This is a genomic window from Thalassotalea euphylliae (genome assembly GCF_003390395.1).
Classification (GTDB): domain Bacteria; phylum Pseudomonadota; class Gammaproteobacteria; order Enterobacterales; family Alteromonadaceae; genus Thalassotalea_F; species Thalassotalea_F euphylliae_C.
Genome location: NZ_QUOV01000001.1, coordinates 300,805 through 313,322, shown reverse-complemented (window position 1 = coordinate 313,322; position 12,518 = coordinate 300,805). Strand labels below are relative to the sequence as shown.

The 12,518-nt window shown below is 43.0% G+C and carries 10 protein-coding genes and 5 tRNA genes; 1 reads left to right on the top strand and 14 read right to left on the bottom strand.

From position 1 onward, the window contains the following. Positions 1 to 32 precede the first annotated feature (32 nt). From rpoB to DXX92_RS01400, 8 genes are all read right to left on the bottom strand, one after another. Positions 33 to 4,061: a DNA-directed RNA polymerase subunit beta gene (gene rpoB, locus DXX92_RS01435; protein WP_115998791.1), complete on the bottom strand. Its 4,029-nt coding sequence runs from the start codon at positions 4,059 to 4,061 to the stop codon at positions 33 to 35. A gap of 334 nt (positions 4,062 to 4,395) precedes the next feature. Then, positions 4,396 to 4,764, bottom strand: coding sequence for a 50S ribosomal protein L7/L12 (gene rplL, locus DXX92_RS01430; RefSeq protein ID WP_115998790.1), 369 nt, complete (start codon positions 4,762 to 4,764; stop codon positions 4,396 to 4,398). A gap of 84 nt (positions 4,765 to 4,848) precedes the next feature. After that, entirely contained in the window at positions 4,849 to 5,343 is a 495-nt protein-coding gene (gene rplJ / locus DXX92_RS01425; protein ID WP_115998789.1) for a 50S ribosomal protein L10, read from the bottom strand. A 353-nt stretch (positions 5,344 to 5,696) separates the two neighbouring features. After that, positions 5,697 to 6,392, bottom strand: a complete 696-nt coding sequence (gene rplA, locus DXX92_RS01420) for a 50S ribosomal protein L1 (RefSeq protein ID WP_115998788.1) — start codon at positions 6,390 to 6,392, stop codon at positions 5,697 to 5,699. A 4-nt stretch (positions 6,393 to 6,396) separates the two neighbouring features. Then, positions 6,397 to 6,825: a 50S ribosomal protein L11 gene (rplK, locus tag DXX92_RS01415; RefSeq protein ID WP_115998787.1), complete on the bottom strand. Its 429-nt coding sequence runs from the start codon at positions 6,823 to 6,825 to the stop codon at positions 6,397 to 6,399. A 207-nt stretch (positions 6,826 to 7,032) separates the two neighbouring features. Further along, positions 7,033 to 7,611, bottom strand: coding sequence for a transcription termination/antitermination protein NusG (nusG, locus tag DXX92_RS01410; RefSeq protein ID WP_115998786.1), 579 nt, complete (start codon positions 7,609 to 7,611; stop codon positions 7,033 to 7,035). Between the two features lie 3 nt (positions 7,612 to 7,614). Next, entirely contained in the window at positions 7,615 to 7,995 is a 381-nt protein-coding gene (gene secE / locus DXX92_RS01405) for a preprotein translocase subunit SecE (protein WP_115998785.1), read from the bottom strand. A gap of 84 nt (positions 7,996 to 8,079) precedes the next feature. Next, positions 8,080 to 8,156, bottom strand: a tRNA-Trp gene (locus DXX92_RS01400). Between the two features lie 267 nt (positions 8,157 to 8,423). On the opposite strand from DXX92_RS01400, the gene DXX92_RS01395 reads away from it, so the two are divergent. Beyond that, on the top strand, positions 8,424 to 9,047 hold the full coding sequence (locus DXX92_RS01395) for a YrbL family protein (RefSeq protein WP_115998784.1): 624 nt from the start codon (positions 8,424 to 8,426) through the stop codon (positions 9,045 to 9,047). Between the two features lie 68 nt (positions 9,048 to 9,115). Here the strand turns inward: DXX92_RS01395 and DXX92_RS01390 are convergent, their stop codons facing one another. The 6 genes from DXX92_RS01390 to DXX92_RS01365 form a co-directional block, all read right to left on the bottom strand. Next, a complete protein-coding gene (locus DXX92_RS01390; RefSeq protein ID WP_115998783.1) occupies positions 9,116 to 10,084 on the bottom strand; it encodes a prolyl hydroxylase family protein in 969 nt (322 codons plus the stop codon). 665 nt (positions 10,085 to 10,749) lie between these two features. Continuing rightward, complete coding sequence (tuf, locus tag DXX92_RS01385) at positions 10,750 to 11,934, bottom strand: elongation factor Tu (RefSeq protein ID WP_115998782.1); 1,185 nt, start codon at positions 11,932 to 11,934, stop codon at positions 10,750 to 10,752. 73 nt (positions 11,935 to 12,007) lie between these two features. Then, positions 12,008 to 12,083, bottom strand: a tRNA-Thr gene (locus tag DXX92_RS01380). Between the two features lie 19 nt (positions 12,084 to 12,102). Continuing rightward, a tRNA-Gly gene (locus tag DXX92_RS01375) sits at positions 12,103 to 12,177 on the bottom strand. Positions 12,178 to 12,207: 30 nt separating this feature from the next. Further along, positions 12,208 to 12,292, bottom strand: a tRNA-Tyr gene (locus tag DXX92_RS01370). Between the two features lie 42 nt (positions 12,293 to 12,334). Beyond that, positions 12,335 to 12,410 (bottom strand) — tRNA-Thr (locus DXX92_RS01365). Positions 12,411 to 12,518 lie beyond the last annotated feature (108 nt).

The following is a 12,518-nucleotide window of genomic DNA, read 5'->3' as shown; positions in this document are numbered from 1 at the left end:
TTTATACCAGTCAGCTAGTAGCTCTTGGCCAGTTATTCTGCGTCCAACTCAATGTTGATACCTAAAGAGCGGATCTCTTTAAGTAATACATTGAATGATTCAGGCATACCTGGTTCCATACGGTGATCGCCGTCAACAAGGTTTTTGTACATTTTAGTACGACCGTTAACGTCATCCGACTTAACCGTAAGCATTTCTTGTAGCGTGTAGGCAGCACCGTATGCTTCAAGTGCCCATACCTCCATCTCACCGAAACGCTGACCACCGAACTGAGCTTTACCACCTAGTGGCTGCTGAGTTACTAGTGAGTAAGAACCAGTAGAACGGGCGTGCATCTTGTCGTCCACTAAGTGGTTTAGTTTCAGCATGTACATGTAACCTACGGTTACAGGACGCTCAAACTTACGACCAGTACGACCGTCAGTTAGCGTGAATTGACCGCTTTCTGGCATGTCTGCTAACTTGAATAAGTCTTTAATTTCGCGCTCGCTCGCACCGTCAAATACTGGTGTTGCGATTGGTAAACCTTCACGAAGGTTTTGCGCTAGACGCATTACTTCATCATCAGAGAAGTTGTCGATATCTACGTCTTGGCGAGATTCACCTAAGTTGTATACTTCTTTTAGGAAGCTACGTAGTTTCTCAACTTTTTGTTGCGCCTTGATCATGCGATCAATCTTCTCACCGATACCGCGTGCCGCCATACCTAAGTGAGTTTCTAGGATCTGACCGATGTTCATACGCGACGGTACACCTAGTGGGTTAAGCACGATATCAACTGGTACACCGTTCTCGTCGTATGGCATATCTTCTACCGGTACAACGTTTGAGATAACACCCTTGTTACCGTGACGACCCGCCATTTTATCACCAGGCTGGATGCGACGTTTAACGGCTAAGTAAACCTTAACAATCTTAAGTACGCCTGGCGCTAAGTCATCACCTTGAGTGATTTTACGGCGCTTAGTTTCGTACTTCTTGTCGAATTCCGCTTTGATGGTTTCGTGCTGCTCAGCGATTTGCTCAAGCTCAGATTGCTGACCTTCATCGCTAAGGTTTTGTACCAACCACTTGTCGCGTGACATGCTGTTAAGCTCAGACTCGTTCATGCCAGCAGCTAGTAATAGCTTCTTAGCACGTGCGTAGATGCCGTCTTCTAAAATAGAGAACTCGTCACCTAAGTCTTTCTTAACTTCTTTCAGCTGCATTTCTTCAATTTCTAATGCACGCTTGTCTTTTTCTACACCGTCACGAGTGAAGATTTGTACGTCGATGATTGTACCTGATACTGAGTTAGGTACACGTAATGAGCTGTCTTTAACATCAGCTGCTTTCTCACCGAAAATCGCACGTAAAAGTTTTTCTTCTGGCGTTAATTGCGTTTCACCTTTAGGCGTTACTTTACCTACTAAGATGTCACCACCTTTTACTTCCGCACCAATGTAAACAACACCAGACTCATCTAGCTTGCTTAACGCGGATTCACCAACGTTTGGAATATCAGAAGTAATTTCTTCAGAGCCAAGTTTAGTATCACGAGCGATACAGCTTAATTCTTGAATGTGAATTGTCGTGAAACGGTCTTCTTGCGCAACGCGCTCAGAAAGCAACATCGAATCCTCGAAGTTGTAACCATTCCAAGGCATGAACGCCAAACGCATGTTTTGACCAAGTGCTAATTCACCCATGTCTGTTGACGGGCCATCAGCTAAAACATCACCACGTACAACCGGATCACCCATGTGTACGTTAGGACGTTGGTTAATACACGTATTTTGGTTAGAACGTGTGTACTTAGTTAAGTTGTAGATGTCGATACCCGCTTCACCTGGGATCATTTCATCTTCGTTAACTTTTACAACGATACGAGAAGCGTCAACGTAATCGATAACACCACCACGTTTAGCAACGGCTGTTACACCAGAGTCAACCGCTACAATTTTCTCCATACCCGTACCAACAAGTGGCTTGTCCACTTTTAAGGTAGGTACAGCTTGACGTTGCATGTTCGAGCCCATCAAGGCACGGTTAGCATCATCATGCTCTAGGAACGGGATAAGTGATGCAGCAACAGAAACGATTTGCTGTGGCGATACGTCCATGTACTGAACAGTATCTTTCGACATTAGCGTGAATTCGTTTTTGTGGCGACACGGTACTAAGTCACTGGTTAAACGACCTTCTTCATCACGCTCAGCATTTGCCTGTGCGATTACATAGTTACCTTCTTCAATTGCAGATAGGTAATCTACTTCATCAGTTACTACGCCATCGACAATCTTACGGTATGGTGTTTCTAGGAAACCATAATCGTTAGTGCGCGCATAACATGATAATGAGTTAATTAGACCGATGTTTGGACCTTCCGGCGTTTCGATAGGACAAACACGACCGTAGTGCGTTGGGTGAACGTCACGTACTTCGAAGCCTGCACGCTCACGTGTTAAACCACCTGGGCCTAATGCAGAAATACGACGCTTGTGCGTTACTTCTGATAACGGGTTGTTTTGGTCCATGAACTGTGAAAGTTGTGATGAACCGAAGAATTCTTTAACCGCAGCAGAAATAGGCTTAGCGTTGATTAAGTCTTGTGGCATAACTGCGTCTAAATCACCTAGTGATAAACGCTCACGTACCGCACGCTCAACACGTACTAGACCAACACGGAATTGGTTTTCTGCCATTTCACCAACTGAACGGATACGACGGTTACCTAAGTGATCGATATCATCCACTTCACCTTTACCATCGCGGATCGCGATTAAGGTTTTCATTACGCGGATAATGTCATCGTTAGATAACGTACCTTCACCAGTTGACTCTTTCAGACCAACACGACGGTTGAACTTCATACGACCAACCGTTGATAAGTCGTAACGCTCTAATGAGAAGAATAAGTTAGCGAATAAGCCTTCAGCTGCGTCTTTTGTTGGTGGCTCACCAGGACGCATCATGCGGTAGATTTCAACTAACGCTTCTAAACGGTTAGTTGTGCTATCAATACGCACAGTGTCTGACATGTATGAACCAACATCGAATTCATTCATGTAAAGCGTATTAAGTTGCTTGTGGCCTGCTTGGCTAAGCGCTGCTAGTAGCTCTAGTGTGATCTCAGCATTTGCTTCGGCGATCACTTCGCCAGTTGACTCGTCAACGTAGCCTTGTGATAACACTTTACCAACAATGTATTCTGCTGGTACTTCAAGCTCAGTCACGTTTTCTTTGCTTAGTGTGCGAATGTGACGCGCAGTAATACGACGACCTTGTTCAACAAGTACATCACCGTTTGGTAATTTCACGTCAAATGTAGCCGTTTCACCACGTAAACGCTCAGGCACAAGTTCCATGATTAACTTGTCGCCTTTGATTTCGTAAGACGTTGTGTCGTAGAACATCGCTAGAATTTCTTCTGTCGAGTATTCTAATGCACGTAAAATAATCGATGCAGGTAACTTACGACGACGGTCAATACGAACGAATAAGTTGTCTTTCGGATCGAACTCAAAGTCTAACCAAGAACCACGGTAAGGGATTACACGTGCGTTGTATAACACTTTACCTGAAGAGTGAGTTTTACCTTTATCGTGATCGAAGAATACACCAGGTGAACGGTGTAACTGAGACACGATTACACGCTCTGTACCATTAATAACGAACGTACCGTTCTCTGTCATTAATGGGATTTCGCCCATGTAAACTTCTTGCTCTTTGATATCTTTTACGGTGCCAGCTGGTGCTTCTTTATCGTAAATTACCAAACGTAATTTTACGCGTAGCGGCGCTGAGTAAGTAACACCACGGATTTGACATTCTTTAACGTCAAATAATGGCTCACCTAAACGGTAGCTAACGTATTGTAATTCTGAACTACCAGAATATGCTTTGATCGGGAAAATTGAACGAAATGCGGCTTCTAAGCCGGTTTCGCCAGTAGGGTCAATATCAATGAACTTACGGAAAGATTCGAGTTGGATGGACAACAGGAATGGATAATCCATAACCTGTGCACTTTTACCAAAGTCCTTTCTAATTCGTTTCTTTTCAGAGTAGGAGTATCCCATGGGGTTCCTCAGCTAGCTGGGTTGTACCGAATCCACCTTAACTTTGTCGACAAAAGCTAAAGCGGGCTTTTTGCTATGACATTAAATGCCAAGTTGATTAGGCACTTGCCCGAGGTTTATGGCAAATACTCAATCAACTTGGCTTAAGTCTAAATTTTTAGTTGTAGTGTAGGTTATAAATTAAGCTAACCTACAATACTGCACTGTTTCGCTTAGAAAAAAAACCTTTAAGGTAAGGCTTTTCAAATTTTAGCGTTATTTAGCGCAAAAAGGCCGGTGACGTTTAAATCACCAGCCATTGCCTGATTAGGCAGCTAATCTGTCAGGTGACAGATTACTTGATAACAACAGTAGCGCCTGCTTCTTCAAGTTCAGCTTTAAGAGCTTCAGCTTCTGCCTTCTCAACACCTTCTTTAAGAGCTTTAGGAGCTGATTCAACAACTTCTTTTGCTTCTTTAAGGCCAAGACCTGTAGCACCACGAACAGCTTTGATTACAGCAACTTTGTTGCCACCGAAGCTTTCTAGGATTACGTCGAATTCAGTTTGCTCAGCAGCAGCACCGCCTGCATCACCACCAGCAGCAACAACAGCAGCTGCAGCAGTTACGCCGAACTTCTCTTCCATTGCTTCTACTAATTCAACAACTTCCATTACTGACATTTCAGCAATAGCGTTTAGGATATCGTCTTTAGAAATAGACATAATTCAATTTCCTACAAATAAAACAGTTTAAAACTGTTTGATAAATAACTATTAAAACAAAAACCGCGTATGTGTAATGTAAAATTACGCAGCTTCTGACTCTTTCTGATCGCGAACTGCTGCAATTGTACGAACAAGTTTGCCTGCAGATGCTTCTTTCATTGCGCTCATTAACTTAGCGATAGCTTCGTCGTATGTAGGTAACTTAGCTAACATAGCTACGTCTACTACATCACCTTCGTACGCTGCAGTTTTTAATTCAAAGATTTCGTTTTCTTTGGCGAAATCAGAGAAAATACGTGCAGCAGCACCTGGGTGCTCGCTAGAGAATGCGATTAGTGAAGGACCAACGAATGAATCTTTCAAACACTCGAATGGAGTACCTTCTACTGCGCGACGTGCTAGGGTGTTACGAACAACTTTCATCCATACACCGTTTTCACGTGCTTGCTTACGCAATGCAGTAATCGCTTCAACTGTTACACCGCGAGAATCGGCAACAACAGCTGACTGAGCGCCAGCGGCAGCTTCTTGAACTTCAGCAACAATTGCTTTTTTGTCATCAAGATTGATAGCCATTGGCTTTACTCCTGGTTCACCGGTTAAACCGGTAATTCATATCCCCTAAACCAATTAGTCATGCTATTACACAGACCAATCCGTCTAGGCCATTACGGCGAGGACCAGAAATTTAAGGAAATTTCACGGTAATCACCATCTACGCAGGCATTAATTAAGAATACGTAAGCCAGTTTAATACGCAGTATTTAACCGTTTACTACTCACCTACGGTCTTTGACGGGACTGTTTGATTTAACCGATTCAACCCGTTTAAACGAGTTAATTTGGATAAGTCGCCCAGCTCCTACCAAAATAAAGGGGCAAAATTATAGTTCAATAATTCACCCCTGTAAAGTTTCTACTCGAGAAGATTAGAAGTTTAGCGAACCTTGTTCAACTGAAACGCCAGCACCCATAGTAGTAGATACTGAAATCTTCTTGATGAATTGACCTTTAGCGTTTGCTGGCTTAGCCTTCTTAAGCGCTTCCAACAATGCTTCTAAGTTCTCTTGTAACTTAGCGTCTTCGAAATCAACCTTACCGATAGTTGTATGGATGATGCCGTTTTTGTCGTTACGGTAACGGATTTGACCAGCTTTTGCGTTGTTAACCGCAGCAACTACGTCAGGAGTTACAGTACCAACTTTCGGGTTAGGCATAAGGCCACGTGGACCTAAGATTTGACCTAACTGACCAACTACGCGCATTGCATCAGGAGTTGCAATTACTACGTCGAAGTCCATTTGACCTGCTTTAACTTGCTCAGCAAGGTCTTCCATACCAACTACGTCAGCACCAGCTTCTTTCGCTTTGTCTGCGTTTGCACCTTGAGTGAAAACAGCAACGCGAACAGAACGACCAGTACCGTGTGGTAATACTGTAGCACCACGAACGTTTTGGTCTGATTTACGAGCATCGATGCCAAGGTTTACAGCAACGTCTACACTTTCGTTGAACTTAGCAGTAGCAAGTTCTTTAAGAAGAGTGATAGCTTCGTTGATTTCGTAATCTTTTAATACGTCTACTTTTTCACGGATAAGACGAGCGCGCTTTGATAATTTAGCCATTCGATTAACCCTCTACCACTAAGCCCATTGCACGAGCAGAACCCGCGATAGTACGTACAGCTGCGTCCATGTCGCCTGCTGTAAGATCTGGTTCTTTCATCTTAACGATTTCTTCAAGTTGAGCACGTGTAACAGTACCTACTTTTTCAGTGTTAGGACGACCTGAACCTGACTTGATACCAGCAGCTTTCTTAAGTAAGTAAGATGCAGGTGGAGTCTTAGTTTCGAACGTGAAAGAACGGTCATTGTATACAGTAATTACTACTGGAACTGGAGCGCCTTTGTCTAAAGAATCTGTTTTTGCGTTGAACGCTTTACAGAATTCCATGATGTTCACACCGTGTTGACCAAGAGCTGGACCAACTGGTGGTGACGGGTTAGCTGCACCAGCAGCTACTTGTAGCTTGATTAAAGCTTGGACTTTTTTAGCCATCTTTAAAAATACCTTTGTTATGGGTGGTTATCGCTAGTTCTTTCGAACACGACACATAGGAAATGTGTTAGCTCCCCGGTTAATAAATTTGCGTTTTTAGAACAAATTTTCATTCGCTCAAATAAAAACGGCAGCGGATTATAAATTAATCAACGCTGCCGTTTCAAGATCTTTTTTATGCTTATCGCAAAGAGCTATAAAATAATATTATTCGCTCTTCTCAACTTGGCCAAATTCCAAATCAACTGGTGTTGAACGACCAAAAATAAGTACCGATACCTTGATGCGGTTCTTCTCATAGTCAAGCTCTTCAACCACACCGTTGAAGTCAGCAAATGGACCATCGATAACACGAACCACTTCACCCACTTCAAACAATGTTTTCGGCTTAGGTGCATCTGTTTCTTCAAGACGCTGTAAAATGCGATCCGCTTCTTTTTTAGTGATCGGCATTGGACGATCTGAAGTACCGCCAATAAAACCAAGTACACGTGGTACAGACTTCACTAAGTGCCATGCTTCTTCATCCATTGCCATTTCAACTAGAACATAGCCTGGGAAGAATTTACGTGCTGACTTACGCTTTTGACCAGCGCGCATTTCCACAACTTCTTCAGTAGGTACAAGTACCTGACCGAACTTATCTTCTAAGCCGTGAATTTCAATGTGCTCTAAAAGTGTTTTTTGAACACGCGCTTCATAGCCTGAAAACGCTTGTACAACATACCAACGTAGTTTTGGTTTGTTTTCGCCAGTTACGCTTTCAGTTAACGTTTCTTCAGACATTCTCTATACCTGTAAACCAGTGATGAAACCTACTACCCAGAACAATACTGAGTCTAGACCCCATAACAATAATGACATAATAAGGGTAGCAACTAATACGATGCCTGTTGTTTGCACGGCTTCTTGACGTGTTGGCCAAACAACTTTGCGTACTTCCGTACGAGACTCTTTGGCAAAGGCAACAAAAGTGCGACCTTTTTCGGTTTGCATGGCAACTAGACCGGCAACAATAATCGCTGCAACAACGCCAATTGCGCGGAACAGAACTGACTGCTCAGCAAAGTAAAAGTTACCGACAACGGCACCACCTAATAGCAGGAAGATTACGCCCCACTTTACTCCATCAAGAGAACCAGTTTCTTGGTTTTCTGCACTTGCATTCATAAATTCGACCTGTATTTTCCGTCTAGCTAGACAAACCAACCTTTGCAAAAGCAAAGGCTACAGTACAACCGTTGTACTTAAATTTGGCAGGGGTAGAGAGATTCGAACTCCCAACCGTCGGTTTTGGAGACCGCTGTTCTACCAATTGGAACTATACCCCTTCGTCTTTTAACGAACTTCATATAGAAGTTCTCAACCAAAATTTGGTTACACTTGTCGGGTGATTCTTAGTTTGTTTGGGAAAAATTAAGACTAACACGAGAAGTGAAGCGACATTATACTGAGTCAAGTATTTTACTCAAGCGATATTTGCCCAATGCCAATGCTTAATTTGAGAATAAAATATCGCATTAACAACATCGAGATCTTGATAAACCGTTAATTGCCCACACTTTCAAGACCATAATGACTAATTCTATTGATATACCGTGCTCATTTTAGATAACACCTTATATTTCGCTCAAGGTACCACTCGAAAGTGCTATTTGCATCCTCGCAACCCTGATCTATGTGTGAAAATTCCATTGCAAAATCAACTAAAAAGGCAACGAGGAATATTGCGTAGTATTGAACGTGAAAATACTTACTACAAAAAATTAGTCAAAAATAACATTTCATGGTCGCATTTATGCCAGTACCACGGTGATGTTCAAACCAATCTAGGCACAGGTAGTATTTACCAAGTGATTCGCGATACTGGTGGCGAAATCGCCAGGAATTTAGAGCACTACTTACAGCAGGAAAACTTTGTTCACGACTATCAAAATCAGCTAGTAATCGCACTAAGAGCGTTATTCGCTTACATGGTAAATAACAGAATAGTGACAACATCACTATTGCCCAGAAATATTGTGCTTACCGGCGCGCCAGACAACTTTAAATTAACCATAATCGACGACATAGGTAACTCGGAATGGCTTAAAGTTTCAGAACTAACAACCGCATTAACCATAAGAAAAATCAGACGTAAATGGCATAAAATGCTCACTGATATGCAAGCAAAATACGAAGGGTTATCTGAGTCTCTAATTGATGATGTATTAAATGCCTAATAGTAAGAAAATAACGGAAGTCAGATTGTATTTACACTCTGCATTCAGCAATCACAGTTTAGCGCTTGCTAGCCATCTAGCAAGCAATTGCGAAGCCAAAAAGGTTTATCTCTAAACCAAAGCGTCATCACCCATTTTTCACCCGATTCAACAGGTGCACCGCGATGAATACTTTGTACCGATCGTTCACCGTTATCATCAACATTACTAAAAGCAATGATTTGTCCTGTTATGGGTGATAACGACAGTTGAGGTACTTTAAACTCAGTTTGCCCGCCAGCGAAATCATCGTTTAAGTTTAATATGCCCGTTGTTACACGTTGGCCAAACTGGGTAATTTGCTGCTGGATGTTATCGTTATGAGGGTAAATATGATCATAATGCCAATGATAATATTGGCCCGGTAAATAACGTAAGATAACTGGCGGCTCGGCATAACGAATGTCTGTACCAACCATGTTCGCAGTTAGGCGTTCCATGATCGCTAACTCAAGCGATACATTAGGTAATGGTGTATAGAAATTACTGTTATTGCGAATAGACGCATCTTTGCTACCAGCGCCCTGAGCACCAAATAAGGTAACATCTTTTAACTGCGGCGTGACTTGCTGACGGACATTGTTAAACAAATTCTCAGGGAGCTTTGATATCGCTGTAGCCGCAATATTATCGTGACAGCTCTTTTCTCCCTGCCAATTCACAATTGCGCTGACATAGCCCAGCGTTCGATACAGTATATTAAGGTCTATTGACTCAGTTGATACTGAGTTGTCGATTAATACATGGTCTACAGATTTTTGGTCAACAGATTCAGGAGCATTATCGCCAAACAAACTAGCAAGCTGCTCAAGGGAGATCAGCTGCCACTTAAGTGCGAATGCACAGGCCAACACTTGCTCTTCAAATAATGCAGGACTTCTAACGGTATGAACAAACCATTCTAAGGAAAATTGCTGATCGCGATTGGCGATAGCTAGCACGGTTTTCTTTTGCAGGTAACCGGCATTCTTTTCTTCTAAACATTCTAATAAGCGCATAGCTGGCAAGCTTAAAGGAATTTCAGCAAGATAAACACCTAAAGATGATACTTAGATGATTAAGCTCAAATTGTCGCTATCACCATATTCTCAAACCGACAAATTCAGTGCCCCCTCTAGCAAATCTGGCTAGCCCTACAATTTTACTAAGCCCCAAACGCAAAAAAGGCCGCTTGCGCGACCTTCTCAGCGTATATTCTCGAGTCTATCGATACTGGTTTATGCATGTCTCAGGTATAGCGATACAACGCCAGTGCCTAATACCATTGGCTCTGTTGCAACAAAAATTTACTATACGCCAAATGCAAAAAAGGCCGCTTGCGCGACCTTCTCAACGTGTATTTTAGAATCTATCGATATTAGTCGATGCGTCTCTTAGGTGTAGCGATACAACGCCAGCAACTAGCATCAGCGTATTATTTCAGCCGCTTTAAATAGCACCACAATTTACTAAACCCTAGACGCAAAAAAGGCCGCTTGCGCGACCTTCTCAACGTGTATTCTAGCATCTATCGAGTTTAGTCGATGCTTCTCTTAGGTATAGCGATACAACATCAGCACCTACTTTGCCAGCTTTAAGTTGCATCACCACTTTACTAAACCCTAAACGCAAAAAAGGCCGCTTGCGCGACCTTCTTCGTTGTGTATTCTAGAATCTATCGATATTAGTCGATGATTTTAGATACAACACCAGCACCTACTGTGCGGCCACCTTCACGGATAGCGAAGCGTAAACCTTCGTCCATCGCGATTGGGTTGATTAGCTCAACAACAAACTTCAAGTTGTCGCCTGGCATTACCATTTCTACACCTTCTGGAAGCTCTACAGCACCAGTGATGTCAGTTGTACGGAAGTAGAACTGTGGACGGTAGCCTTTGAAGAATGGCGTGTGACGGCCACCTTCGTCTTTAGTAAGTACGTAAACTTCAGACTCGAACTTAGTGTGTGGAGTGATTGAACCAGGCTTAGCTAGTACTTGACCACGTTGTACTTCGTCACGCTTAGTACCACGAAGAAGAACACCACAGTTCTCACCCGCACGACCTTCGTCAAGAAGCTTACGGAACATTTCAACACCAGTACAAGTAGTAGTTGTAGTTTCTTTGATACCTACGATTTCTACGTCGTCACCTACTGTGATGATACCACGCTCAACACGACCTGTTACTACAGTACCACGACCTTGGATTGAGAATACGTCTTCGATTGGTAAGATGAAGTCACCGTCGATTGCACGCTCTGGCTCTGGAATGTAAGTGTCTAACTGGTTAGCAAGCTCAAGGATTTTCTCTTCCCATTGTGCTTCACCGTTAAGTGCGCCTAATGCAGAACCTTGGATTACTGGTAAGTCGTCACCTGGGAAGTCGTATTCTGAAAGAAGTTCACGAACTTCCATCTCTACAAGCTCAAGTAGCTCTTCGTCGTCTACCATGTCACACTTGTTTAAGAATACGATAATGTAAGGTACACCTACTTGGCGAGAAAGAAGGATGTGCTCACGAGTTTGTGGCATAGGACCATCAGTCGCAGCACATACTAAGATTGCGCCGTCCATTTGAGCAGCACCAGTGATCATGTTTTTAACATAATCGGCGTGACCTGGACAGTCTACGTGTGCGTAGTGACGTGTTTCTGTATCGTACTCGATGTGAGAAGTATTGATTGTAATACCACGCTCACGCTCTTCTGGAGCGTTATCGATTTGAGCGAAATCACGAACTTCACCACCGTGAGTTTTTGTTAGTACTGCAGAGATAGCAGCTGTTAAAGTAGTTTTACCGTGGTCAACGTGTCCGATAGTACCAACGTTTACGTGCGGTTTCGAACGTTCAAATTTTTCTTTAGCCACTTTTAAATACCTCAAGGTAAATTAAGTTATAAATGAATTTAAAAGATAGCGAGGGAATAGAGGATCTAAGAACTGGTGCTAATAGGCAGATTCGAACTGCCGACCTCACCCTTACCAAGGGTGCGCTCTACCAACTGAGCTATATCAGCACACACATACTTACAAAGATGGAGCGGGTGGCGGGAATCGAACCCGCTTCATTAGCTTGGAAGGCTAAGGTAATAGCCAGTATACGACACCCGCTTACTATAACCAGACTATCTCTGCAAAAAATGGTGGAGGGAGGTGGATTCGAACCACCGAAGGCGGAGCCGTCAGATTTACAGTCTGATCCCTTTGGCCACTCGGGAACCCCTCCAATAATCTTTTACTTTCTTCTTGCTGGCAAGAAGAAAATTAATGGTGCCGACTGCCGGAGTCGAACTGGCGACCTACTGATTACAAGTCAGTTGCTCTACCAACTGAGCTAAGTCGGCACTACATTAAGTGGTGCGCATTCTAGTGTAATGTTTTTGTGCTTGCAATAGCTGTTTTTAAAAAACTTACGATTTTGGTTTGTTTGCTGCTTTTTTACGCGAAAGCTT

Bases quoted from the DNA above. Each gene is read 5' to 3' on its own strand.
- rpoB (WP_115998791.1), bottom strand. From the start codon at position 4,061: ATGGGATACTCCTACTCTGAAAAGAAACGAATTAGAAAGGACTTTGGT.
- rplL (WP_115998790.1), bottom strand. From the start codon at position 4,764: ATGTCTATTTCTAAAGACGATATCCTAAACGCTATTGCTGAAATGTCA.
- rplJ (WP_115998789.1), bottom strand. From the start codon at position 5,343: ATGGCTATCAATCTTGATGACAAAAAAGCAATTGTTGCTGAAGTTCAA.
- rplA (WP_115998788.1), bottom strand. From the start codon at position 6,392: ATGGCTAAATTATCAAAGCGCGCTCGTCTTATCCGTGAAAAAGTAGAC.
- rplK (WP_115998787.1), bottom strand. From the start codon at position 6,825: ATGGCTAAAAAAGTCCAAGCTTTAATCAAGCTACAAGTAGCTGCTGGT.
- nusG (WP_115998786.1), bottom strand. From the start codon at position 7,611: ATGTCTGAAGAAACGTTAACTGAAAGCGTAACTGGCGAAAACAAACCA.
- secE (WP_115998785.1), bottom strand. From the start codon at position 7,995: ATGAATGCAAGTGCAGAAAACCAAGAAACTGGTTCTCTTGATGGAGTA.
- DXX92_RS01390 (WP_115998783.1), bottom strand. From the start codon at position 10,084: ATGCGCTTATTAGAATGTTTAGAAGAAAAGAATGCCGGTTACCTGCAA.